The sequence below is a fragment of the Brevundimonas sp. 'scallop' genome (assembly GCF_011045535.1).
Taxonomy (GTDB): Bacteria; Pseudomonadota; Alphaproteobacteria; order Caulobacterales; family Caulobacteraceae; genus Brevundimonas; species Brevundimonas vesicularis.
The window spans coordinates 2,511,647-2,532,976 of the sequence record NZ_CP039382.1; the positions used below are offsets into that span (position 1 = coordinate 2,511,647).

A 21,330-nucleotide genomic window follows, 5' to 3' on the forward strand; every position below is an offset into this window, starting at 1 on the left:
TATATCATCATGCTCGGTTCCTCATCGCGCCGGCGCGCCGCTAAATCTTGGATCGAGACTACGGGCGAAATCGAGCGGCCACGCATTGTACACGACACTATCGGGGCCGCCGACACCATCCATATACGCAACCCAGTACTCGCCGGCGCGCGGAGCCGGCCGACGTTCCCGGCAGTTCGGGATTTCCGCATGTCCGAGAAGCAGGTTCAAGGCGGGTTCCGCGCCTTCCACAACGCTCACTCGGGTCGCCATTGCCCGCCACTCGTCTTCTGGATTCGACGGCGATGTCGGGATCACGTCCTCGATTCTCACGACGGCGACGGTCGTGTACTCACGCGACATGAGCGTCCCAGGGTCGGGCGATCGCCGACAGGCGCTCGCCGCATCGGGTGAAGCAAGCGCCACGCAAATGACCAGACCCGTCATCATCCTCATCGCCATCACCCCTTAGTACCCGATTGCCTTCGCTGAGCCATAGCTGGTCCCCTGATCACATCTGACGACAGGGGTCTTGGCAACCGGGTTGCTGAGGGTTGATTGTTCATTGCCTCCCCTTAGTCTCCATGGACCAAGTTCGGGATTTCCAATGCACCGCATCATTACCGCAACGGCCGTCGGCCTGTACCTCACCCTGTTCTCAAGCCCTGAGAACGCCCAGTCCGCACGCGAGCTGCTGGACCGCGAGGATGCGCGGTTCTGCGCTCACCCTGACGTATGGGCGCGCGCGGGCGTTGTCGTGAAGGGACTTCTACCGACTTGGAAGTTCACCACCGCCCAGCGCGATGCGATGGTTGTCTCCTTTTCCGACCAACGCTTCGAATTCGAGCACCCGGACCGGATCCAAATAATTTGCTCCGCCACCGTGACGCTGACCAGCGCTGGCCACGCCCAGTCAACACGGACCCGCTTCGACGCGCTGCCAAGGGAGCAGGCTCATGACTACAGGCTCGAAGCGACCGATGGCTCGGACCTGCTCGATTTCCTGATGGCTTTCAAATCGCCATAGGGGTCTGAACGCCCGCAGATCCCAAGGCTCGGCGAGCCCCTCACCCTGCTCGCGGCTGTCGAGCACAAGCTGTGTTTGCGTTCAAGAGCGTCTGGTATCCGCCTGGCGCGGGACTGTGCCTGTTCAACCGGACCAGTACCGACTCAGGACAGAGGCGCAAGCATTGGATCGCGCGGCTACCACCCAGCGTCCGGTCCCCGAAGCGAAACCTCGACCCGGCGATTGCGCCGATGGTCCGGCGCTATCCCGTCGAGAGGGCGACTGGCCCCGTACCCTGACGACGTCATCGTTCGCTGGGCTGAAAACTGCCGTCGCTCCACGTCGTCGTTCCAGATCGCCATCCGCACTTTGGCCGAGCGTCGATGCGAGAGTCCGGTCGCATAGTCTGGACTGTTCTCCGACTCCGCCAACGTCGCATGGCCCTCGATAAGGAGATCCTTGTCCGGATGTGTTCGCGCGAAGCGAGAGAGGGCCCCCATGCTCTGGGTCGAGACCTCATCGCTGTCTGCGGCGAACTCCACGACGATGCGGTTCTGAGCCTGTCCGGCCCCGACCGGCGATGCGGCCACAGCGATGACGGCCATCGCCAGCATTATCGATTTCATTCGTCCCTCGTGTGATTCCTTCGCCCCGTCCCCGATTCTATGCTCCGGAGCCGGCTCCTGCCAAGCCACAGGCCTAACGCTATCAGGCCCTGCTCTGGCTGTCGGAGTTGAGCGAGCGGTCGACCTTCGATCAGTCCGTCGATGCGTTCATTTTGTCGAGTGATCACAAGATCACCCGGGCATGCAGAAGATTACAGCGGACTTCAAATGGCCACCAATGAACTACGTTCTTCGGTGGTGCGAGGAGCTTCGAAGCGCCACAAGCGGACATTCAGTCATGGCCGGAAACTGGATATTGGCGTTCGGTCGTTCGCAGCCGAAAAGGAACACCGTCAGCATCGAAAAGCCCTCCCGTGAGAGTGGAACGGGAGGGCTAGACGCGGTTGGCTTAGGTCAGGCGGCTGCTTTCCAGGTCGGCTCCAACGCCGCATGCGGCGGGCATGGGGCTACAGCTTGGATCGGCAGTCCGCCGAGCTCGTTGGCATAGCCGTGGTTGACGTCGCGGTGATGCGCTTCGTCGGCGCGGACCACCAGCACTACGTCCCGCAGCGTCGCGTCGTCCGGCAAGCCCCAGTAGCGCTTGGCGATCTCCGGGGCCAGCACGTTCGGGCTGCGGCCCTCATCGATCTCGGCGAGATAGTGGGTGTAGCTGATCACCGCCTCTTCCTCGAAATAGCCGACCACCCGGTGGGCCGTCTTCGAGGAGACGAGGTAGAGGCCGAAGAAGAACAGATAGAATACCCACTGCACCGACACGATGACGAAGCGCTCGAACAGGGTCGGCTTCGAGATCTCGATGAAGGTCATCAGGTGCATGCGCTCGTTTTCGGCCTCGTCCATCAGGGTTTTGATCCAGCCCTTGTCGTCGCACATCCGGCGCAGGCAGCTGAGGTGGTTGATGGTTGCGCCGACCATGCCCGGCACCGCCGCGACGGTCTCCAGCACCACGGCGCGGTGGCCGTAGCGCTTGGCGAAGAAGGTGTCGGCGCAGAAGCGCAGCAGTTTGGTGAAGCCAAAGGCGACCCGGTCCGACAGTCCCTTGGGCTGATGATGGATCGAAAGATCGACGAGAGGGGCGGTCATGGCCTTGGCTCCTGGTGATCCGGAGAGCACTCCGGGCCGCTGCGGCGGCGTCTTGAAGATGCGACCGGTGTAGAAGCGACCGCCCGACGCCGGTATTCGGGTCTTCGCCCTAAGGGAAATCCCGGAGGCGCGGGCGCCCGCCGGAAGGGGCAAGGAGCATCGATGCGAGCCTTTCAGTCCCCGGAGACCGCGCCCTCGGCCCTCATCCGGCCGGCCTCGCCATGGGTGGCGGTCGCGGCGGCGGCGGTCGTCGCCCTTGCCGGCGCGGGGCTGCGCGCCGCCCTCGGCGAGCGCATCGGTGACCACGGCGCGTTTCTGGTTTTCGTCCCGGCGGTCGTGGTGGGTGCGGCCCTGGGCGGTTGGATGTCCGGAACCGCGGCCGCCCTGATCGCTCTCGGCGCCGGGCTACTGCTTTCGCCCCTCAGCCCGGCCCTCGGGTTAGAGGCTGCCTTGTTCCTGGGAGTGGCGGCGGCGGTGACTCTCGGAGGTGAGTGGTTCCAGCGCGCCCATCGTGACCTCTCGGCCCGGGAAACCCATCTCAGGCTGATCCTGAACACCATTCCCGACGCCATGATCCTGATCGACGACGCAGGTTTGATCCGCGCCTTCAGCCCGACAGCGGAGCGCCTGTTCGGCTGGTCCGTCGGCGATGCGATCGGACAGAATGTCAGTGTTCTGATGCCGGCGCCCCACCGTGAGGCGCATGACGGGTATCTGCAGCGCTGCTACAGGACGGGCGAGCGCCGCATCATCGGTCTCGGACGGATCGTTGTCGGCCAGCGCAAGGATGGCTCGACCTTCCCCATGGAGCTCGCCGTCGGCGAGATGCGCACCGCCGAGGGCCGCTTCTTCACCGGCTTCGTCCGCGACCTGACCGAACGTCAGCAGGCCGAGGCCCGGATGCAGGAGTTGCAGAGCGACCTCGTGCGGGTCTCCCGGCTCACCGCCCTCGGCGAGATGGCCTCGGCGCTGGCGCACGAACTGAACCAGCCCCTTACCGCCATCTCGAACTATCTGAAGGGCTCAAGGAGACTCCTGGGTTCGAGGGGCCTCGGCGAGGATCGCATCGCCAGCGCTCTGGATCTGGCGGCCGATCAGGCCTTGCGGGCGGGTGTCATCATCCGGCGGCTGCGCGAGTTCGTGTCCCGCGGCGAAACGGAGCGACGCATCGAGGACTTGCCGAAGCTCGTCGAGGAGGCCAGCGCGCTGGCGCTCGTCGGCGCGCGTGAACACGGCGTGCGGGTGCGGTTCGACATCGACTCCTCCGCCGATCGCGTTCTGGCTGACAAGGTGCAGATCCAACAGGTTCTGCTCAACCTGATCCGCAACGGCATGGACGCGATGGAGGAGTCACCGACGCGGGAGCTCCTCATCGCCGCGGGTCGGATCGACACCGAACTGTTGCGGATCTCGGTCGCGGACACGGGAGCGGGCGTCAGCCAGGACCTCGCGGAGCAATTGTTCCAGCCCTTCGTGACCAGCAAGCGGAGCGGGATGGGCGTGGGACTATCTATTTCCCGAACCATCATCGAGACCCATGGCGGACGAATCTGGTTCGAACCGAACCCGGGCGGCGGGACGGTCTTCCATTTCACGCTTCAGCGCGCCCATATCGAGGAGGAGGCTGCCGATGACGACTGACACCATTATTCACATCGTAGACGACGATGCGGCCGTGCGCGATTCCATCGCCTTTCTGCTGGAGACAGCCGACCTGACAGCGCGGACCTATGAGTCCGCTGTCGCCTTCCTCGCGGAGAACGATCGTCCGGCCGGTTGCATCGTCACCGATGTCCGCATGCCGGACATGACCGGACTAGAACTCGCCCGCAGGCTCCGCGACACCGGTTCGGTTGAACCGGTCATCGTGATAACCGGACACGCCGATGTCCCCCTCGCAATCGAGGCGATGCGCGCCGGCGTCGTCGATTTCATCGAAAAGCCTTTTGATGACGAGGTTCTCCTCACCTCAATCCATCGCGTGCTGGAGCAGGCTACGAGGGCGACCTCTGCGGACGCCGATCGCCGCGAGTTCGTCGCCAGGCTGGAATCGCTGTCGCCCCGCGAGCGCGACGTGGTCGATGGCCTGGTCAAGGGACACGCCAACAAAGTTATCGCCTTCGATCTCGGTATCAGCCCACGCACCGTCGAGGTCTACCGCGCGAACGCGATGACCAAGATGCAGGCGGGCAGTCTTTCGGAACTCGTCAGGATTGTCATGACTGCAGGCTAGCGCCAGCACCGGTAAATCGCTCGCTGGACGGGTGGAACCGCGCGACCGGTCGGCCGCGCCTTCGCCCGCCGACAAACCGATCTTGGCAGCTTTGGCGGCGGAACGTCCGCTTCTGCCCAAGGAGAGTATCAGAGGACGATGGGATCGTGTTCCCGACAGGGGGCGGGGCAATCTGGCCGCTCTCCCACGATATGCGTGCGCTGGGTCTCGCCAGTTGCCTCCGTCCTGAAGATCACTGTCCACGGGACGCCCCCCCGGTTCGATCTGCGTGATCCGCGGCTGGATCAGGCCGCGGAAAAAACCGCTCCATACGAGCAATGAGCGGATATCGCCCTGTCCGGCGCCTTCGATCCGGCTCGGGCAGGCCATTTAGGCGGCGTGGCCGTGAGAGCCCTGGCTGACGAGACGGGGATAACCTCGCGATCGGTCGGCCAGGAGAGGAAGGTTTGGAAGGCAACAACGACCGTTTTCGCCGCTGGCATCAGCTTACCCGCTGTGGGTCCGACTCCGCCGCGCGTGTCAGATCGAAAGATGCATTGAACGATCACTGGCTCAGGTCGCGATGTCGAAACTGTCCGCCCGTGCAAGTCGCCATGCCGCGCCATAGAAATCCCGCTCGGAATTGCATGCCAACAGCTCACCCCTCTCAAGGAAAATGTGCAGCTGTGAGAACAGTCTGATCTCGGTAAGGCTGACGCGACGGACGAGATGGTGCGGCCCAAGTCGGCTCGGATGGTGCAGGCCGGCGGCGGCGATCATTTCGGACAGGGCCAGCAAGGTATTCCGATGGAAGTTGTGCACGCGCTCGGCCTTGTCGCTGACCACGAGCGCTCGCTGGCGCATCGGATCCTGAGTGGCGACGCCGGTGGGGCACTGGTTCGTGTGGCAGGAGAGGGACTGGATGCAGCCGATGGCGAACATGAAGCCGCGCCCCGCATTGGTCCAGTCCGCGCCGAGCGCCATGACCGTCGCGATATCGAAAGCGCTGACGATCTTGCCGGCTGCGCCAATCTTGATCTGGTCGCGCATGCCCGCGCCCACGAGGGTGTTGTGGACGAAGAGCAGACTCTCGCGAAGCGGCATGCCCAGATGGTCTGCAAATTCGAGAGGCGCAGCCCCCAACTTCACATCGGATTGAAGGGCACGATGAACCAGATGTTCCTGACCGAGTTGGGCATCAAGACCCGCCGCGGTCTTGTCGCGCGGGTCAAGGCCGGCCGTTCCGGTGGGGGTAAATGTTACGGGTACAAGGTCGCGCGCGGTCAGGACGACGAGCGCGGCCTGCTTACGATCGATCCGCATCAGGCCAACGTCATCCGACGCATCTTCCGCGACTACGCCACCGGCAAGTCCCCCCGCCTGATCGCCCATGCCCTAAACGCTGAAGGCGAGCCCGGACCACGCGGCGGTGAATGGACTCCGACGGCGATCTACGGCGATCGCCGCTCGCGTGACGGCATCCTCTGCCAAGAACTCTATGTCGGGGTTCGGGTCTACAACCGCCGCGCCTTCAAAAAGCACCCGGACACAGGCAAACGCTCCGGCCGTCTCAACGCCGCGTCCGAATGGTTGCGCGAACCAATCCCCGAGCTACGTTTGATCGACGACGACCTTTGGACCGCCGTCCAGGACCGCCAGAAGGCGGTGGGCGAAAAGCCAGCGGCCTAGGGCCGCAAACCAAAGCGGCTTCTTTCCGGGCTGATGAGCTGTTCGCTGTGCGGCTCAGGCATGACTATGAACGGCCAGAAGTTCGTCTGCAGCGCCGCGCGAGAGCGCGGCACCTGCACGAACACCAAGATCATCGCCGTCGCCACGATCGAACGCCGCTTCTTGGCGGGCGTGAAGACTCACCTGATCTCGCCAGAAGCTATCACGCTGGCGCTGACGCGTTATCAGGAGGCGGCCGAGGACCACCTACGCATGATCGAGCGCGAGCGGAAGCCGATAGAGAAGGAACTGGTTGAGATCGGCCGGCGGCTGGAACGGGCCCAGGTCATGTTCATGGAGGAGGTTATCGACCTGGACTCCCTGAAGGCTCGCACGGCGCCGCTAAAGACACGGCGGCAGGAACTGAGCGGCCTGCTCTCGGATGTGATCGCGCCGGCGCCGGAGCGTCTGCATCCCGAAATCGCCGAGGCCTACCGCCGGCTGGCGGAAAATCTTCACCTGGCGATCGAGGGCGACACTGGCGAGGATCTGCGCCGAGAACTGCGCCGACTGATCGAACGCGTGGATTTCATCCCACTGGAGGGCCTTGGCAAGTTCGACCTACGCGTCCACGGCGACCTGGCCGTCCTGCTGGGACTGGGCGGAGCCCAGAACGCACAAAACCCCACAGTCGGGGACTGTGGGGTATCGTTGGGTGCGGGAGTAGGATTTGAACCTACGACCTTCAGGTTATGAGCCTGACGAGCTACCGGGCTGCTCCATCCCGCGGCAAACGGTAGTGTATCGAGAAGGAAGAACGGTTCGAGAAGGACCGCGATTGCGGTGTTTGTTCATCATCGGCTGTCCGCCTGGTAGACCCGGCGGCGACCTACTCTCCCGCGCCTTGAGACGAAGTACCATTGGCTCTGGAGGGCTTAACGACCGAGTTCGGAATGGGATCGGGTGGGGAACCTCCGACATAGCCACCAGGTCAACCAGGGGGACAGCGGATGATGAGAAGACATTGTCTGCGATCGTTCTGGTCTGAACGATCATCGAATGAGTTTTGCTGAGAAACGATCAAACCGATCGGATTATTAGTACCAGTAAGCTTCATGGGTCGCCCCACTTCCACACCTGGCCTATCAACGTGGTAGTCTTCCACGATCCTCAGCGAAGCCTTGTTTTGAGGTTAGTTTCCCGCTTAGATGCTTTCAGCGGTTATCTATTCCATACTTAGCTACCCTGCTGCACAGCTGGCGCCATGACAGGTACACCAGAGGTATGTCCATCCCGGTCCTCTCGTACTAGGGACAGATCCTCTCAAGCTTCGAACACCCACGGCAGATAGGGACCAAACTGTCTCACGACGTTCTGAACCCAGCTCACGTACCACTTTAAATGGCGAACAGCCATACCCTTGGGACCTGCTCCAGCCCCAGGATGTGATGAGCCGACATCGAGGTGCCAAACTTTGCCGTCGATATGGACTCTTGGGCAAAATCAGCCTGTTATCCCTAGAGTACCTTTTATCCGTTGAGCGATGGCCCTTCCACTCGGGACCACCGGATCACTATGGCCGACTTTCGTCTCTGCTCGACTTGTCAGTCTCGCAGTCAGGCGGGCTTATGCCATTGCACTCGACGACCGATTTCCGACCGGTCTGAGCCCACCATCGCGCGCCTCCGTTACACTTTAGGAGGCGACCGCCCCAGTCAAACTACCCACCACGCCATGTCCCGGGACCGGATAACGGCCCTCGGTTAGACGTCAACGACAGTAAGGGTGGTATTTCAAGGACGACTCCACCAGAGCTGGCGCCCCGGTTTCATAGTCTCCCACCTATCCTACACATACGGTCGCTAACGCCAAGGCGAAGCTATAGTAAAGGTTCATAGGGTCTTTCCGTCTGACCGCGGGAACCCCGCATCTTCACGGGGAATTCAATTTCACTGAGCCTATGCTGGAGACAGTGGGGAAGTCGTTACGCCATTCGTGCAGGTCGGAACTTACCCGACAAGGAATTTCGCTACCTTAGGACCGTTATAGTTACGGCCGCCGTTTACCTGGGCTTCAGTTCGACGCTTTCACATCTCCCTTTAACCTTCAGGCACCGGGCAGGCGTCAGACCCTATACGTCGCATTGCTGCTTCGCAGAGCCCTGTGTTTTTGCTAAACAGTCGCTACCCCCTGGCTTGTGCCACTCAGTCCTGCTTGCGCAAGGTGAGTCACGCTTATTCCGAAGTTACGCGTGCAATTTGCCGAGTTCCTTCAGCATAGTTCTCTCAAACGCCTTGGTATGCTCTACCTGACCACCTGTGTCGGTTTCGGGTACGGTCTCTGCTGGAGTTATTTCCTGGGACAACGCCCCCGCACACACAATCCAATAAGTGGGTACGAGTTAAGCCATCCGTCACTTCCAGCTGGTGCAGGAATATTTACCTGCTTCCCATCGACTACGCTTTTCAGCCTCGCCTTAGGGGCCGACTAACCCTGCGCAGATTAGCTTTACGCAGGAACCCTTGGTCTTTCGGCGAGAGTGTCTCTCACACTCTTATCGTTACTCATGTCAGCATTCTCACTTCCGATACCTCCAGCCAGGCTCACGCCTGACCTTCACCGGCCTACGGAACGCTCCGCTACCGCTTGCAGTAAACTGCAAACCCATATCTTCGGCGCACGGCTTGAGCCCCGTTACATTTTCCGCGCAGGATCGCTTGATCAGTGAGCTGTTACGCTTTCTTTAAAGGATGGCTGCTTCTAAGCCAACCTCCTGATTGTCAAAGCAATCCCACATCGTTTCCCACTTAGCCGTGACTTGGGGGCCTTAGATGATGGTTAGGGTTGTTTCCCTTTTCACGACGGACGTTAGCACCCGCCGTGTGTCTGCCCGATAGTTCTCTTGGGTATTCGGAGTTTGGTTAGTATTGGTACCGCTCGCGCAGCCCGCAACCATCCAGTGCTCTACCCCCCAAGGAATTCGTCGGACGCTCTACCTAAATAGATTTCGCGGAGAACCAGCTATGTCCAGGTTTGATTGGCCTTTCACCCCTATCCACAAGTCATCCCAGAATTTTTCAACATTCACGGGTTCGGTCCTCCAGTTGGTGTTACCCAACCTTCAACCTGCTCATGGATAGATCACCTGGTTTCGGGTCGTCATACGTCGAACTTAGCGCCCTATTCAGACTCGCTTTCGCTGCGCCTACACCTAACGGCTTAAGCTTGCTCGACACATGAAGTCGCTGACCCATTATACAAAAGGTACGCCGTCACCGCGCTTGGCGGCTCCGACTGCTTGTAGGCTTCCGATTTCAGGATCTGTTTCACTCCCCTTGTCGGGGTGCTTTTCACCTTTCCCTCACGGTACTTGTTCACTATCGGTCGTAGAGGAGTACTTAGGCTTGGAGGGTGGTCCCCCCATGTTCAGACAGGATTTCACGTGTCCCGCCCTACTCGAGTCTCTTGCTGTTTGATGACTACGGGGCTTTCACCCACTATGGCCGACCTTTCCAGATCGTTCGTCTTTATTTCACAAGAGCACTGGCCTGGTCCCGGTTCGCTCGCCACTACTACGGGAGTCTCGGTTGATGTCCTTTCCTCCGGGTACTGAGATGTTTCAGTTCCCCGGGTTCGCTTAATGAAGCCTATGTATTCAGCTCATTATACCTTTGAACAATCCGCCAATCGCTGCTTCCGAAGAAACAGAGTTGGAAGACTGTAAAGGTGGGTTTCCCCATTCGGAAATAACCGGATCAAAGGGTGCTAGCGCCTCCCCGGTTCTTATCGCAGCTTGCCACGTCCTTCATCGCCTCTCTACGCCAAGGCATCCGTCAGAAGCCCTTCAACGTTTGATCGTTTCTCAGCAAAACTCATGCTTGGTTTATTCCGCCCGACTGGAAAGATGCCGGGGGACCAAGCCTGATTTTTGTCAGACAATGTCTTCTTCTCGAACAGGACCTCAAAGCTCAGGGGAGCCGGTCACGTTCTTCCTTTACGATATCAATGCCAGCCGGCGAGCGCCGACGGGCAATTCTTGATGCGATCACAAGATCCTGGTGGAGCCAGACGGAGTCGAACCGACGACATCCTGCTTGCAAAGCAGGCGCTCTACCAACTGAGCTATGGCCCCATTCCATCAGGAATAGTGCGAAGCCCAGGAGAGCTGTCGGCGATGCCGTCTTGAGGCTGAGAACCCCCAGCGAACCAGAAGTCCTGGTAGGCCCGGGCAGACTCGAACTGCCGACCTTACGCTTATCAGGCGTACGCTCTAACCACCTGAGCTACGGGCCTATGGCAGCGACAGCCGGGTCATAGACACCCAGGCTCGCGATCGCGTCACCAACTCAACGACCCGTATGGTCGAGGCGTCGATGACGAAAGTGGAAAGAGAAACGGAGACGGCGGCGTTCCGCCGTTTGTGCCTAGCGCTATCGCATTGCTGCTTGAGCGCATCAGCTATTGGAGCCTCAATAGACAGTCTCGTGAGAGACGGCCTGGAGAAGCATCCTTAGAAAGGAGGTGATCCAGCCGCAGGTTCCCCTACGGCTACCTTGTTACGACTTCACCCCAGTCGCTGACCCTACCGTGGTCGCCTGCCTCCTTGCGGTCAGCGCAGCGCCTTCGGGTAGAACCAACTCCCATGGTGTGACGGGCGGTGTGTACAAGGCCCGGGAACGTATTCACCGCGGCATGCTGATCCGCGATTACTAGCGATTCCAACTTCATGCCCTCGAGTTGCAGAGGACAATCCGAACTGAGACGACTTTTAAGGATTAACCCTCTGTAGTCGCCATTGTAGCACGTGTGTAGCCCACCCTGTAAGGGCCATGAGGACTTGACGTCATCCCCACCTTCCTCCGGCTTAGCACCGGCAGTCCCATTAGAGTTCCCAACTAAATGATGGCAACTAATGGCGAGGGTTGCGCTCGTTGCGGGACTTAACCCAACATCTCACGACACGAGCTGACGACAGCCATGCAGCACCTGTGTCCTAGTCCCCGAAGGGAAAGCCAGATCTCTCTGGCGGTCCAGGCATGTCAAAAGGTGGTAAGGTTCTGCGCGTTGCTTCGAATTAAACCACATGCTCCACCGCTTGTGCGGGCCCCCGTCAATTCCTTTGAGTTTTAATCTTGCGACCGTACTCCCCAGGCGGATTGCTTAATGCGTTAGCTGCGTCACCGAAATGCATGCATCCCGACAACTAGCAATCATCGTTTACGGCGTGGACTACCAGGGTATCTAATCCTGTTTGCTCCCCACGCTTTCGAGCCTCAGCGTCAGTAATGAGCCAGTGTGTCGCCTTCGCCACTGGTGTTCTTCCGAATATCTACGAATTTCACCTCTACACTCGGAGTTCCACACACCTCTCTCATACTCAAGACACCCAGTATCAAAGGCAATTCCGAGGTTGAGCCCCGGGATTTCACCCCTGACTTAAATGTCCGCCTACGCTCCCTTTACGCCCAGTAATTCCGAGCAACGCTAGCCCCCTTCGTATTACCGCGGCTGCTGGCACGAAGTTAGCCGGGGCTTCTTCTCCGGGTACCGTCATTATCGTCCCCGGTGAAAGAATTTTACAATCCTAAGACCTTCATCATTCACGCGGCATGGCTGCGTCAGGCTTTCGCCCATTGCGCAAGATTCCCCACTGCTGCCTCCCGTAGGAGTTTGGGCCGTGTCTCAGTCCCAATGTGGCTGATCATCCTCTCAGACCAGCTACTGATCGTCGCCTTGGTGAGCCTTTACCTCACCAACTAGCTAATCAGACGCGGGCCGCTCTAAAGGCGATAAATCTTTCCCCCGAAGGGCACATTCGGTATTAGCACAAGTTTCCCTGAGTTATTCCGAACCTAAAGGCACGTTCCCACGTGTTACTCACCCGTCCGCCACTAACTCCGAAGAGTTCGTTCGACTTGCATGTGTTAGGCCTGCCGCCAGCGTTCGCTCTGAGCCAGGATCAAACTCTCAGGTTGAGTTGACTTCTGACCTAAGCTTGAAGACCACCGAAGCGGTCTTGGCATTAGTTCTACGTATTTTATTGACGAGTTCCCACGTCATCGATCCGAAGACCGACGCATGGTATCTTTTCAAAAAGACCGCAGATAGTCAGTGTCGTATGATGACCTTCTAGGGTCATCGCAAGAACACCGCCGCCTGCGTTTCTCTTTCCAAATCAACAATGTCAAAGACCTGGAACCTCCGAAGAGGCCCGACCGTTTAGCGCCGTGTCGTCGGCGGAGGCGGCGATTTAGAGAACCGCAAACCCCGTGTCAACCGCTCTTTTCAGAGATCTTTCGGAGAGAAGAGCGAACCCTTCAGACCGCAAGAAACCACCGGAGGAAAGCGAGGCTTACCTCTAAAAACCCGTCGGCGATTCGATTGGAGCGCGGAACCTAGTTAAACCAACCGATGAAAGCAAGAAGTTTTTCGCTTCTTTCTTCCGTGAAACCGTGAGGACCTAAACCCCCGCGGCCCCGCCGGCCGGCCCGTTTCCGAGCGAGGCGGCTCTATACGGAGAGGCGGATTTGTCAGCAAGCGGATTCTGACAGTCCGGGGGAAGTTTCTCGCAAAACCGGAATCGGCCAGCGGCGCACGCGCCTCTCAGCCTGCAATATAGGTCCGCAAGCTCTCGGCCTCATGGGCGTGTTCGGCGATCTGGCACTTCACCACGTCGCCGATGGAGATGACGCCGACCAGACGATCCGCCTGCATGACTGGCAGATGCCGGATGCGCCGATCGGTCATGCGGGTCATCAAGGCCGACATCTCCTCGGCCGGTTCGGCATAAATTACCTTGGCCGTCATATAGTCGGCGACCGGACGGTGCAGCGCATCGGCGCCATCGGCCGCCAAGGCCTTGACCACATCGCGTTCGGAAAACACCCCAACCACGCGGTCGCCGTCGCAGACGACCAACGCCCCTACCCGCTTCTGCTCCAATTCTGCGCACGCCTGCGTCACCGTCAGATCCGGCGCGATGGAGAAGACGGCGTTTCCCTTGGTCTTGAGGATTTCGGCGACGAACATCGCGGTCCCTTCTCCCTATAAGAGACGACCGCAGGGCCGGAATGGCGACAGGGCCGCTCAGGGAGCGATGATCGCTCACCCCCCGTCCGGAATCAACGCGCCTCACGGATGAGGCGCGGCGCCGTTTCCGAACATCCGCCCCAAGGGACCGATGGCCAGAAAGCCGACGACGAAGCCGACCGCGTGGGCCTCCCAGGCGATCCTGGCTCCCTCGGCGCCGGGTAGTCCGCCGATCATTCCGGTCACGGCGTTGACCGCCATCCAAGTGATAGCCGCGCCGATCACGCGGCGATCACCCATCGGCAGCACCCTGCCCTGCCCTCCCAGCAGTCGCGTTGCGGCCCCGATCAGGCCGAAGACGGCGCCGGACGCGCCGACCATCGGCTCGCTGGATCCCCAATGGATCAGCCCATAGCCCAACGACGCCAACACGCCGCACACCAGATAGAAGAGCAGGAAGACCGTCGGACCAACCTTGGTCCCGAACAGCCGCGCCACCGGCGTCCCGAACGCCAGCGCCGCCACCGCATTCATGATGGCGTGGGTCCAGCCGCCGTGCAGCAGCATGGCCGTGAGCAGCCCGCCCCACCGTCCCTGTTCCAGATCAATGGGCGCAAACGCCATGCTCATGCCCATGTCGGGCAGGTCGCGCTGGAACAGATACAGCGTCGGCATCGATGCCGCGATCAGCAGCACCACCAGCGGCACGTTGAACATCGGCTCTCGCGCCGGGCGGCTGTTCGGCGGATCGAATCGACCGGATGCGTCTGACATGACGCCACAAATGCTCAGTGACCTGCGTCACATCAAGCGCTTCTTAATAACCTTAATGCAGGTTGGGGTGCGGATCACGCTCGTGGTCCGGCGTTCGTTTGTGCGCGAGGAACCCCAGAATGCCCGCCAAGAGGCTGTTTGTATCCACCGCCGTCATGGCCTTCGCCGCCGCTGCGAGCGTGCCGGCGATCGCGCAGTCGACGGGTTCGGGCGGCGCTTCGCGCTTCCAGCAGGGCTATGGCGGCGCGCGAACGGCCGCCAATACGGCCGCGACCGGCTATACCCGCGACGCCAACGGCAATCGCCTGATCGTCAACGGCATCATCCAGTCGGGCGCCTCATCCTATTCCAGCCAGTCCGGCGGCGCGGCCTCGGCCTATGCCGGCGCCGGCGCGTCCAGCAACGGCGGCACGACCATCGGCGGCTCCACCGCCATCGGCAATCAGCTGAACGTGGTGGTCCAGGGCAGCCGCAACACCGTCATCGTCAACTCGACCCAGACCAACACCGGCGCCATCAACGCCGGTACGGCCCTGAACGGGAACATCAACCTGCCATGAGCCGCCGTCATCTCATCAAGGGGTCCGCCGCCGTCTCGGCCGTCGCCCTTCTGCTCGCCGGCTGCGTCAGCCCGGTCGCGGGTCCATCGGGTCAATATGCGACGCCGATCGGCAATGCGCCGGTGACCGCCAACCCCACGCCCTATTCCGCCGCGCTCTATTGCCTGGCCGACTACGCGCGTCGCTACAACCTGCCTTCGCCGCGCATGGCCGTGGGCCGGATCAGCGACTACACCGGCACGGTGTCGTCAGACGGCGGTCGCCAGATCACCGGCGGCGCCTCCCTCATGGCCAACTCGGCGCTGGCCAAGGCCGGCGCCCGCATTGTCGAACGCTACGACACCTCGGTGTCCGAGCTTGAGCTGCGCTACGCCAACAACAAGCTGATCGGCGACCAGGCTCCCGACGCCAAGGGGCCAGAGGACACCCAGTACCGCCGCATCCTGGCAGGCCAGGTGCCGGGCTCTGACTTCTATGTCGTCGGCGGCATCACCGAGGTGAATTACAACATCCGCTCCGGCGGCTTCGACATCGCCGGGGGCGAGGTCGACAGCAACCGCCCCGGCTCGGGCATCGTCAATCACCGCGTCTATGTGATGAACATCGCCATGGACCTGCGTCTGGTCCAGACGACCACGCTCGAGGTCGTCGATGTCGTCTCCTATCAGAAGCAGATCATCGGGCGCGAAATCTCGGCCGGCGTCTTCGACTTCTTGAACGGCAACGTCTTCGACATCTCGGCCGGCACCGGCGGGATGGAGCCGACGCAGCTGGCCGTCCGCGCCCTGGTCGAACGGGCCACAGTCGAGTTCATGGCCAACCTCTATGGCGCGCCCGGCCCCGAAATCTGCCTGAACCCCGCCAACGATCCGCTCGGCGATTCCACGGTCGGCCCGACCGGCGGCTATTATCCGGCCTATCCCACTCAGGACACCAACAATGGCCAGACCCGCGCCGATCCGTCTCGTTGGCATGATGGCCGCGACGGCGACGTTCGCCGCACTCGCCACTGAGGCGAGCGCGCAGCAGACGCCGGCCTGCGATCCGCAAGCCGGCGAAACCTGCTCCAGCACCCAGACGCAGACCGGCGACGTCACCGGCCTTGTGGATATCGACCTGTCCGTCGATCAGGTGACCGTCAGCACAAACGCCCAGGGCAATGCGCTCGCGGGCGGGGTCACGGCCGCCTCCGCCGGCCTGGTCTCGCGCCAGTCGATGACCGGCGCGACGGTGGCCCGCAGCAATGTTGTCGTGAACGGAGAAGCCGACGGACAGCTCAGCGTCGATACGACCGCGCGCGGCAACTATCTCGGCGTCACCACCGATCGCGCCACCTTCGCCTTGAACGCCAGCCAGTCCGCGACCGGCGACCGGGTCGAGGCCGGAACCTACGTTCAGGCGCCGAACGGCCGCGTGCTGCAAGGCGGTTTCGCGACCAGCACCGCCGTCGCCAACACCGTCGCCCTGGGCGGCCCCTCCTCGTCGCTGACCGGCGTCATCGACCAGAGGGCCCAGACCACCGTCTTCGCCGAGACCGTCGCCGACGTTCAGTACATTCCCGCGCCCGCGATCTTCTCGTCCCAGGCCGTCGCCAATGCGGTCCAGACCAATACGACCGGCGCCTCGCACCAGGATCTGGCCATCCGTCAGTCGAACGCCGCTTCGACGACCGAGGCGCGCACCGACGTCTATGTCGACAACGGCTGGGACCTGACGGTCGGCGCCAATGCCGGGGCCAACCAGGCGATCACCGCCAACGCCGGCGGCTCCATGCTGATCCAGACGGACCAGGCCAACGCCGGCCGCGTCCGCGCCGACGTCCGCGTCCAGACCAATCTCCAAGGCCAGACGGTTCTGGCGGTCCGCAGCGTCGCCAACGAGACGGTCGCCGGCAACAACGACATCTATCTGAAGCTGGACAACACCCAGCTGAACACCGGCGGGGTCGAGGCCAACGCCACCTATGTCGGCGTCAACGGCTATGACGCCTATGTCGGCTCCGACGCGGTCGGCAATGCGGTGACGGGCTATGCCTGTTCCCAGTGCGGCGCCGACGTCAACGTCAACAACACCCAGACCAACAGCGGCGATGTCACGGCGACCACCAACGCCACGGTCTCGTCCGGACGCACCGCCGTGGTCGGCGCCAACGCCGTCGGCAACAGCGCCAGCTTCTACATCAGCCGCCCCGGCGGCTGATCCGAACATGACAAGTCGGTAAGGTTCGCCAGTCCCGCTTGTGGCGAAGGCAAGCACACTTTACACATCCGGCATCGCGCCATCGGGGGTTGCGGTTTCGGAGTGATATTATGCGTTCTGCGCGTCATCTGCTGCTTGTCGCCGTCTCGGGACTGGCCCTGACCACCGGGGCGTTCGCCGCCCCTGCTCTCGCCCAGACCGCGCCGCCCGCTGCGGCGGCCGCCGGTCAGGTCGCGCCGTCCGCCCCCTGGGCCCAGGCCGCCAGCGACATCCCCGCCGATCCGGCCGTCCGTTACGGCCTGCTGCCCAACGGCATGCGCTACGCCCTGCTGCACAATGCGACGCCTCCGGGTCAGGCCTCGTTCCGCCTGCGCATCGACGCCGGCTCACTGATGGAGCGCGACGACCAGAAGGGTCTGGCCCACTTCATGGAGCACATGGCCTTCAACGGCACCAAGGACGTGCCGGAAAACGAGATGCTGCGCATCCTCGAACGCCTGGGCCTGGCCTTCGGCGCCGACACCAACGCCTTCACCAGCTTCGACCAGACCGCCTATATGCTGGAGCTGCCCAACACCAAGGACGAGACGGTCGATCCCAGCCTGCACATCCTGCGCGAGATGATGTCGGCGGCGCTCATGCCTCGGACTCGATCGATTCCGAACGCGGCGTTATCGTCGGCGAGGAGCGCACGCGCGACACGCCGCAGTATCGCGTCTTAAAGACTCAGCTGGGCCTGCTGGCGCCCGGCCAGCGTCTGTCGGAACGCCTGCCGATCGGCGACCTCGACATCATCCGCACCGCACCGCGCCAGCGCTTCGTCGACTTCTACGACGCCTACTATCGCCCCTCGCGCGCGACCTTTATCGCCGTGGGCGACTTCGACGTGGATGCGATGGAGGCCAAGGTCCGCGCGGCCTTCGGCGACTGGAAGCCGACCGCCGCCGATGGTCCCGAGCCCGACCTGGGAACCGTCGCCCCGCGTCAACCGCAGACCAGCATCCTAGTCGAGCCGGGCATCCAGTCCTCGATCCAGATCAACTGGATCAAGGCCCCGGACCTCAGCCCCGACACGGCCGCCGAACGCGCCGCCGACGTCCGTCGCGGCCTGGGTCTGGCCGTGCTGAACCGTCGCTTGGGCGAGATCGCCCGCGCCGACAACCCGCCCTTCATAGGCGCCGGCGCCGGCTACCAGTCGCTGTTCGACAGTCTGGACGCCGGCACCCTGTCGGTCGCCTTCAATCCCGGCGGCTGGCAGCGTGCGCTGGAAAGCGTCGAGCAGGAAAGCCGTCGTCTGGCTGAATACGGCGTCAGCGACGCCGAGCTTCAGCGCGAAATCGTCAACACCCGCACCGCGCTTCAGAACGCTGTCGCCTCGGCCGCGACCCGTTCGACTCCGGCCTTGGCGACCGGCCTCCTGGGTGCCGTCAACGACGACCAAGTGTTCAGCTCGCCCCAGACCAATCTCGATCTGTTCAACAAGGCCGTCGAAGGCCTGACCGTCGATCAGGTCAATCAGGCGATAAAAGCGGTCTTCGAAGGCCAGGGCCCGCTGCTTCTGTTCAGCTCGCCCGTGCCGGTCGAGGGCGGCGAGGCCGCCGTCACCGCTGCGCTGGAAACCTCGCGCAACACTCCGGTGCAGGCCCGCGCCGCCGAGGCCGAACTGAAATGGCCCTATGACAACTTCGGCGCCCCGGCGGTCCCCGCCGCCCGTTCGGAAGTCGCAGATCTGGGCGCGACCCTGGTTCGCTTCCCCAACGGCACCTTGCTGAACATCAAGAAGACCGACTTCCGCGCCGATCAGATTCTGGTCAGCGCCCGCACCGGTCTTGGCGAACTGGGCCTGCCTGCCGACACCCTGTCGCCGCTGTCGATGGCCAGCACCGTCCTGGCCCCCGGCGGTCTGGGCAAGCTCAGCTTGGACGAGATGAACCGCGTGCTCAGCGGCCGCACCTACAGCGCCGCGGTCAATCAGGCTGGCGACGCCTATATCTTCGCCGGCGCCACCAAGCCCGCCGATCTCCAGCTGGAGCTTCAGGTCCTGGCCGCCTATCTGACCGATCCGGGTCTGCGCGGCGCCTCATTCGAACAGACCAAGGCCATGTTCCCGCAGATCCTGGCCCAGCTGGGCGCCACGCCGCGCGGCGTCTTCCAACGCGACGCCTCGGGCCTGCTGGCCAGCGGCGATGCGCGTGAGACGACCCCGACGGCCGAACAGATCGCCGCGATCCAGATCGACGACATCCGCTCGGGCGTTCGCTCGGCCCTGGCCCAGGGTCCAGTCGAGATCACCGTCGTCGGCGACGTCGACGTCGACGCGGTCATCGCCGCCGTCGGCTCGACCTTCGGCGCCCTGCCCTCGCGTGGCGAGGCGCCCACACCGCCCGCCGGCTCGACGGTGCGCAAGTTCCCCGCCCCGACCGCTACGCCGGTCCAGTTGTATCACACCGGCCCCGCCGAACAGGCGCTGGGCTTCGTCGCCTGGCCGACCACCGACCAGGTCGAAGATCGCAAGACCGCGCGTCAGCTGTCGATCCTGTCGGACGTGCTTCAACTGCGCCTGAACGACGAGATCCGCGAGAAGCAGGGCCTGGCCTATTCGCCCAGCGCCGGCTCGACAGCCTCGGACACCTATCCTGGCTACGGCTTCATCTCGGTGACCGCGGAAACCCCGCCGGCCGCCCTGCCCAAGCTGTTCGAGACGGTGGACGCCATCGCTGCCGACCTGCGCGACAATCCGATCAGCGAGGACGAACTGAACCGCGCCCGTCGCCCGGCCGTTGAGCGCATCCGTCGTAGCATGGCCGACAACGGCTATTGGCTGACCCAACTGTCGCAGGCCCAAAGCGATCCGGCGACACTGGACCAAACCCGCAACCAGATCGCCACCCTGGAAGCCGTCACCGCCGCCGACCTTCAGGCCCTGGCTCGCCAGTATCTGAAGTCCGACAGCGCCTGGCGCGCCACCGTCACGGCTCAGCCGGCGGCCCAGTAACGCCCACGAAAAAGGCCCCGGTTCTCGCGAACCGGGGCCAGTCATCAGGATCGTCGACGGAGAGCCGACGGTCGCCTTATCTCATGTCCCGCCTGATCGGCGGCTGAACGGGCGTGTTTAGGTCCGGTTCAGAAGACCCGGCCGCCGACGCCGCCGTCTAGGGTGATCACCCCGGTCAGCACGGTCGCGCTCTCGACCTGTTCCTCGCGGTATTCGGTGTATTCCTCTTCGCGATACATCGTCAGGATCTTAATCCCGGCGCCGTAGCGCCGCAGCAGCGAACGCTCGTTGCAATCCCGCTCGGGCTTCTCGGGCCGGCATTCCAGCTTGCCGCCCGTTCCGTACCACAGCGCCTCATGCTTGCGGCAGGTCAGGGTCGTGCCGTGATCGAAGCTGATGTCGCCGTTGTAGTCGGCGATGGTCGCCTGCAGCCATGTGCCCGACAGGCAGCGATACAGCTCGCCCTCGAACCCTTCGGCGATCTCGCGATCCGGCCGCACCTGCGAGGCGGGGTGCGGCACCTGGCGGTCGTCGATGCAGACGGCCTGGATGACGACCCGCTTCATCATGCTGCGGAAGGCGCTGTAGGGGGTGCGAACCGTCTGGGCGATCACGCCCTCGACGGCCAGGCCCTGGATGGTGGTCGGATAGGGCTGATCGACGCTGACATAGGCCGCGCCGCCGCCGCCGCCTCCGCCGAAGCTGCCCGAGAAGCCGCCGGCCCGCGCATTGACGTAGGACCGCGCGCCCGAGTTGGCGTTGGCCCCGGCGCCCGCGTTCGCATTGGCGCTCGCGCCAAGGTTCACGTTCACATTGACGTTGGTGTTGATGTTGCCGTTCCAGTTTCCACCACCGCCAGGACCGCAGTTTCCACCGCCGTTGCAGGGCGGCGGCTCAGGCGGAGGCGGAGGCTCGCACGAGGTGCAGGGCGGCGGCTGACAGCCGGACGTGCATTGCGCCAGCGCGGCTCCGGCGCCCGCCGAGACGGCGAGACCGGCCGCCAGGCCCAGCATCCATTTCGTGATCCGCAGCCGCATCGGCGGGAACTCCCAAGCGAATATCGTGTCGGCCGAACAAGATTCCGGCCGATCCTCCCGTCACAAAACCGCAAAAGCCTTTCGTTTCCGTTGATGAGGCCTGCGCTTCGGGATGGCGCAATGCCGCATCCGTCTGCTAGACCGCCCGCACAATGACCGTCC

17 protein-coding genes, 3 tRNA genes and 3 rRNA genes are annotated in these 21,330 nt (G+C 62.7%); 10 read left to right on the plus strand and 13 right to left on the minus strand.

The features are described from left to right. Positions 1-21 precede the first annotated feature (21 nt). Complete coding sequence (locus tag E4341_RS12520) at positions 22-429, minus strand: hypothetical protein (protein WP_165117687.1); 408 nt, start codon at positions 427-429, stop codon at positions 22-24. A gap of 157 nt (positions 430-586) precedes the next feature. Here E4341_RS12520 and E4341_RS12525 point away from each other — a divergent pair, with 157 nt between their 5' ends. Next, positions 587-1,006 carry a hypothetical protein gene (locus E4341_RS12525; RefSeq protein WP_165117689.1) on the plus strand — a complete coding sequence of 140 codons (420 nt, stop codon included), beginning with the start codon at positions 587-589 and terminating at the stop codon, positions 1,004-1,006. Between the two features lie 176 nt (positions 1,007-1,182). Here the strand turns inward: E4341_RS12525 and E4341_RS12530 are convergent, their stop codons facing one another. Together E4341_RS12530 and E4341_RS12535 are read right to left on the minus strand one after the other, a co-directional pair. Further along, a complete protein-coding gene (locus E4341_RS12530) occupies positions 1,183-1,599 on the minus strand; it encodes an OmpA family protein (protein WP_165117691.1) in 417 nt (138 codons plus the stop codon). A gap of 405 nt (positions 1,600-2,004) precedes the next feature. Continuing rightward, on the minus strand, positions 2,005-2,694 hold the full coding sequence (locus tag E4341_RS12535) for an alternative oxidase (RefSeq protein WP_165117693.1): 690 nt from the start codon (positions 2,692-2,694) through the stop codon (positions 2,005-2,007). Between the two features lie 162 nt (positions 2,695-2,856). On the opposite strand from E4341_RS12535, the gene E4341_RS12540 reads away from it, so the two are divergent. Continuing rightward, positions 2,857-4,335 carry a nitrogen regulation protein NR(II) gene (locus tag E4341_RS12540; protein WP_165117695.1) on the plus strand — a complete coding sequence of 493 codons (1,479 nt, stop codon included), beginning with the start codon at positions 2,857-2,859 and terminating at the stop codon, positions 4,333-4,335. After that, positions 4,325-4,927, plus strand: coding sequence for a response regulator FixJ (fixJ, locus tag E4341_RS12545; protein ID WP_165117697.1), 603 nt, complete (start codon positions 4,325-4,327; stop codon positions 4,925-4,927). Before E4341_RS12540 ends, fixJ begins: the two co-directional genes overlap by 11 nt. A 552-nt stretch (positions 4,928-5,479) precedes the next feature. On the opposite strand, the gene E4341_RS15565 is transcribed toward fixJ, so the two are convergent. Then, a complete protein-coding gene (locus tag E4341_RS15565) occupies positions 5,480-6,010 on the minus strand; it encodes a glutamate synthase-related protein (protein WP_240893554.1) in 531 nt (176 codons plus the stop codon). Between E4341_RS15565 and E4341_RS15570 the strand changes: the two genes are divergently transcribed. Together E4341_RS15570 and E4341_RS15785 are read left to right on the plus strand one after the other, a co-directional pair. After that, complete coding sequence (locus E4341_RS15570; protein ID WP_240893555.1) at positions 5,978-6,595, plus strand: recombinase family protein; 618 nt, start codon at positions 5,978-5,980, stop codon at positions 6,593-6,595. The two genes, E4341_RS15565 and E4341_RS15570, sit on opposite strands and share 33 nt — an antisense overlap. A 66-nt stretch (positions 6,596-6,661) precedes the next feature. Next, a complete protein-coding gene (locus tag E4341_RS15785) occupies positions 6,662-7,330 on the plus strand; it encodes a hypothetical protein (protein ID WP_370458484.1) in 669 nt (222 codons plus the stop codon). On the opposite strand, the gene E4341_RS12565 is transcribed toward E4341_RS15785, so the two are convergent. From E4341_RS12565 to E4341_RS12600, 8 genes are all read right to left on the minus strand, one after another. Then, positions 7,287-7,363 (minus strand) — tRNA-Met (locus tag E4341_RS12565). The two genes, E4341_RS15785 and E4341_RS12565, sit on opposite strands and share 44 nt — an antisense overlap. Before the next feature lie 87 nt (positions 7,364-7,450). Continuing rightward, positions 7,451-7,565: ribosomal RNA gene (rrf, locus tag E4341_RS12570) — 5S ribosomal RNA — on the minus strand. Positions 7,566-7,650: 85 nt separating this feature from the next. Next, positions 7,651-10,431 (minus strand): 23S ribosomal RNA (locus E4341_RS12575). Between the two features lie 199 nt (positions 10,432-10,630). Next, a tRNA-Ala gene (locus E4341_RS12580) sits at positions 10,631-10,706 on the minus strand. An 84-nt stretch (positions 10,707-10,790) separates the two neighbouring features. Beyond that, positions 10,791-10,867, minus strand: a tRNA-Ile gene (locus E4341_RS12585). Between the two features lie 221 nt (positions 10,868-11,088). Continuing rightward, positions 11,089-12,549, minus strand: a 16S ribosomal RNA gene (locus E4341_RS12590). Together the 16S, 23S and 5S rRNA genes with 3 tRNA genes alongside form the textbook arrangement of a ribosomal RNA operon. Before the next feature lie 628 nt (positions 12,550-13,177). After that, positions 13,178-13,603, minus strand: a complete 426-nt coding sequence (locus tag E4341_RS12595) for a CBS domain-containing protein (RefSeq protein ID WP_165117701.1) — start codon at positions 13,601-13,603, stop codon at positions 13,178-13,180. Positions 13,604-13,705: 102 nt separating this feature from the next. Continuing rightward, positions 13,706-14,377, minus strand: a complete 672-nt coding sequence (locus tag E4341_RS12600; protein WP_205751296.1) for a rhomboid family intramembrane serine protease — start codon at positions 14,375-14,377, stop codon at positions 13,706-13,708. Between the two features lie 119 nt (positions 14,378-14,496). Between E4341_RS12600 and hfaA the strand changes: the two genes are divergently transcribed. From hfaA to E4341_RS12620, 5 genes are all read left to right on the plus strand, one after another. Then, a complete protein-coding gene (hfaA, locus tag E4341_RS12605) occupies positions 14,497-14,937 on the plus strand; it encodes a holdfast anchoring protein HfaA (protein ID WP_055754167.1) in 441 nt (146 codons plus the stop codon). Further along, positions 14,934-15,950 (plus strand): holdfast anchoring protein HfaB, encoded by a 1,017-nt coding sequence (gene hfaB / locus E4341_RS12610; protein WP_039247049.1) that lies wholly within the window; start codon positions 14,934-14,936, stop codon positions 15,948-15,950. Before hfaA ends, hfaB begins: the two co-directional genes overlap by 4 nt. Continuing rightward, positions 15,877-17,136: a holdfast anchor protein HfaD gene (gene hfaD, locus E4341_RS12615; protein ID WP_240893556.1), complete on the plus strand. Its 1,260-nt coding sequence runs from the start codon at positions 15,877-15,879 to the stop codon at positions 17,134-17,136. Before hfaB ends, hfaD begins: the two co-directional genes overlap by 74 nt. Before the next feature lie 110 nt (positions 17,137-17,246). After that, positions 17,247-17,858 (plus strand): pitrilysin family protein, encoded by a 612-nt coding sequence (locus E4341_RS15575; RefSeq protein ID WP_240893557.1) that lies wholly within the window; start codon positions 17,247-17,249, stop codon positions 17,856-17,858. Positions 17,859-18,001: 143 nt separating this feature from the next. Continuing rightward, positions 18,002-20,131: an insulinase family protein gene (locus tag E4341_RS12620; RefSeq protein WP_240893675.1), complete on the plus strand. Its 2,130-nt coding sequence runs from the start codon at positions 18,002-18,004 to the stop codon at positions 20,129-20,131. 128 nt (positions 20,132-20,259) lie between these two features. On the opposite strand, the gene E4341_RS12625 is transcribed toward E4341_RS12620, so the two are convergent. Beyond that, positions 20,260-21,168, minus strand: coding sequence for a hypothetical protein (locus E4341_RS12625; RefSeq protein WP_240893558.1), 909 nt, complete (start codon positions 21,166-21,168; stop codon positions 20,260-20,262). Positions 21,169-21,330 lie beyond the last annotated feature (162 nt).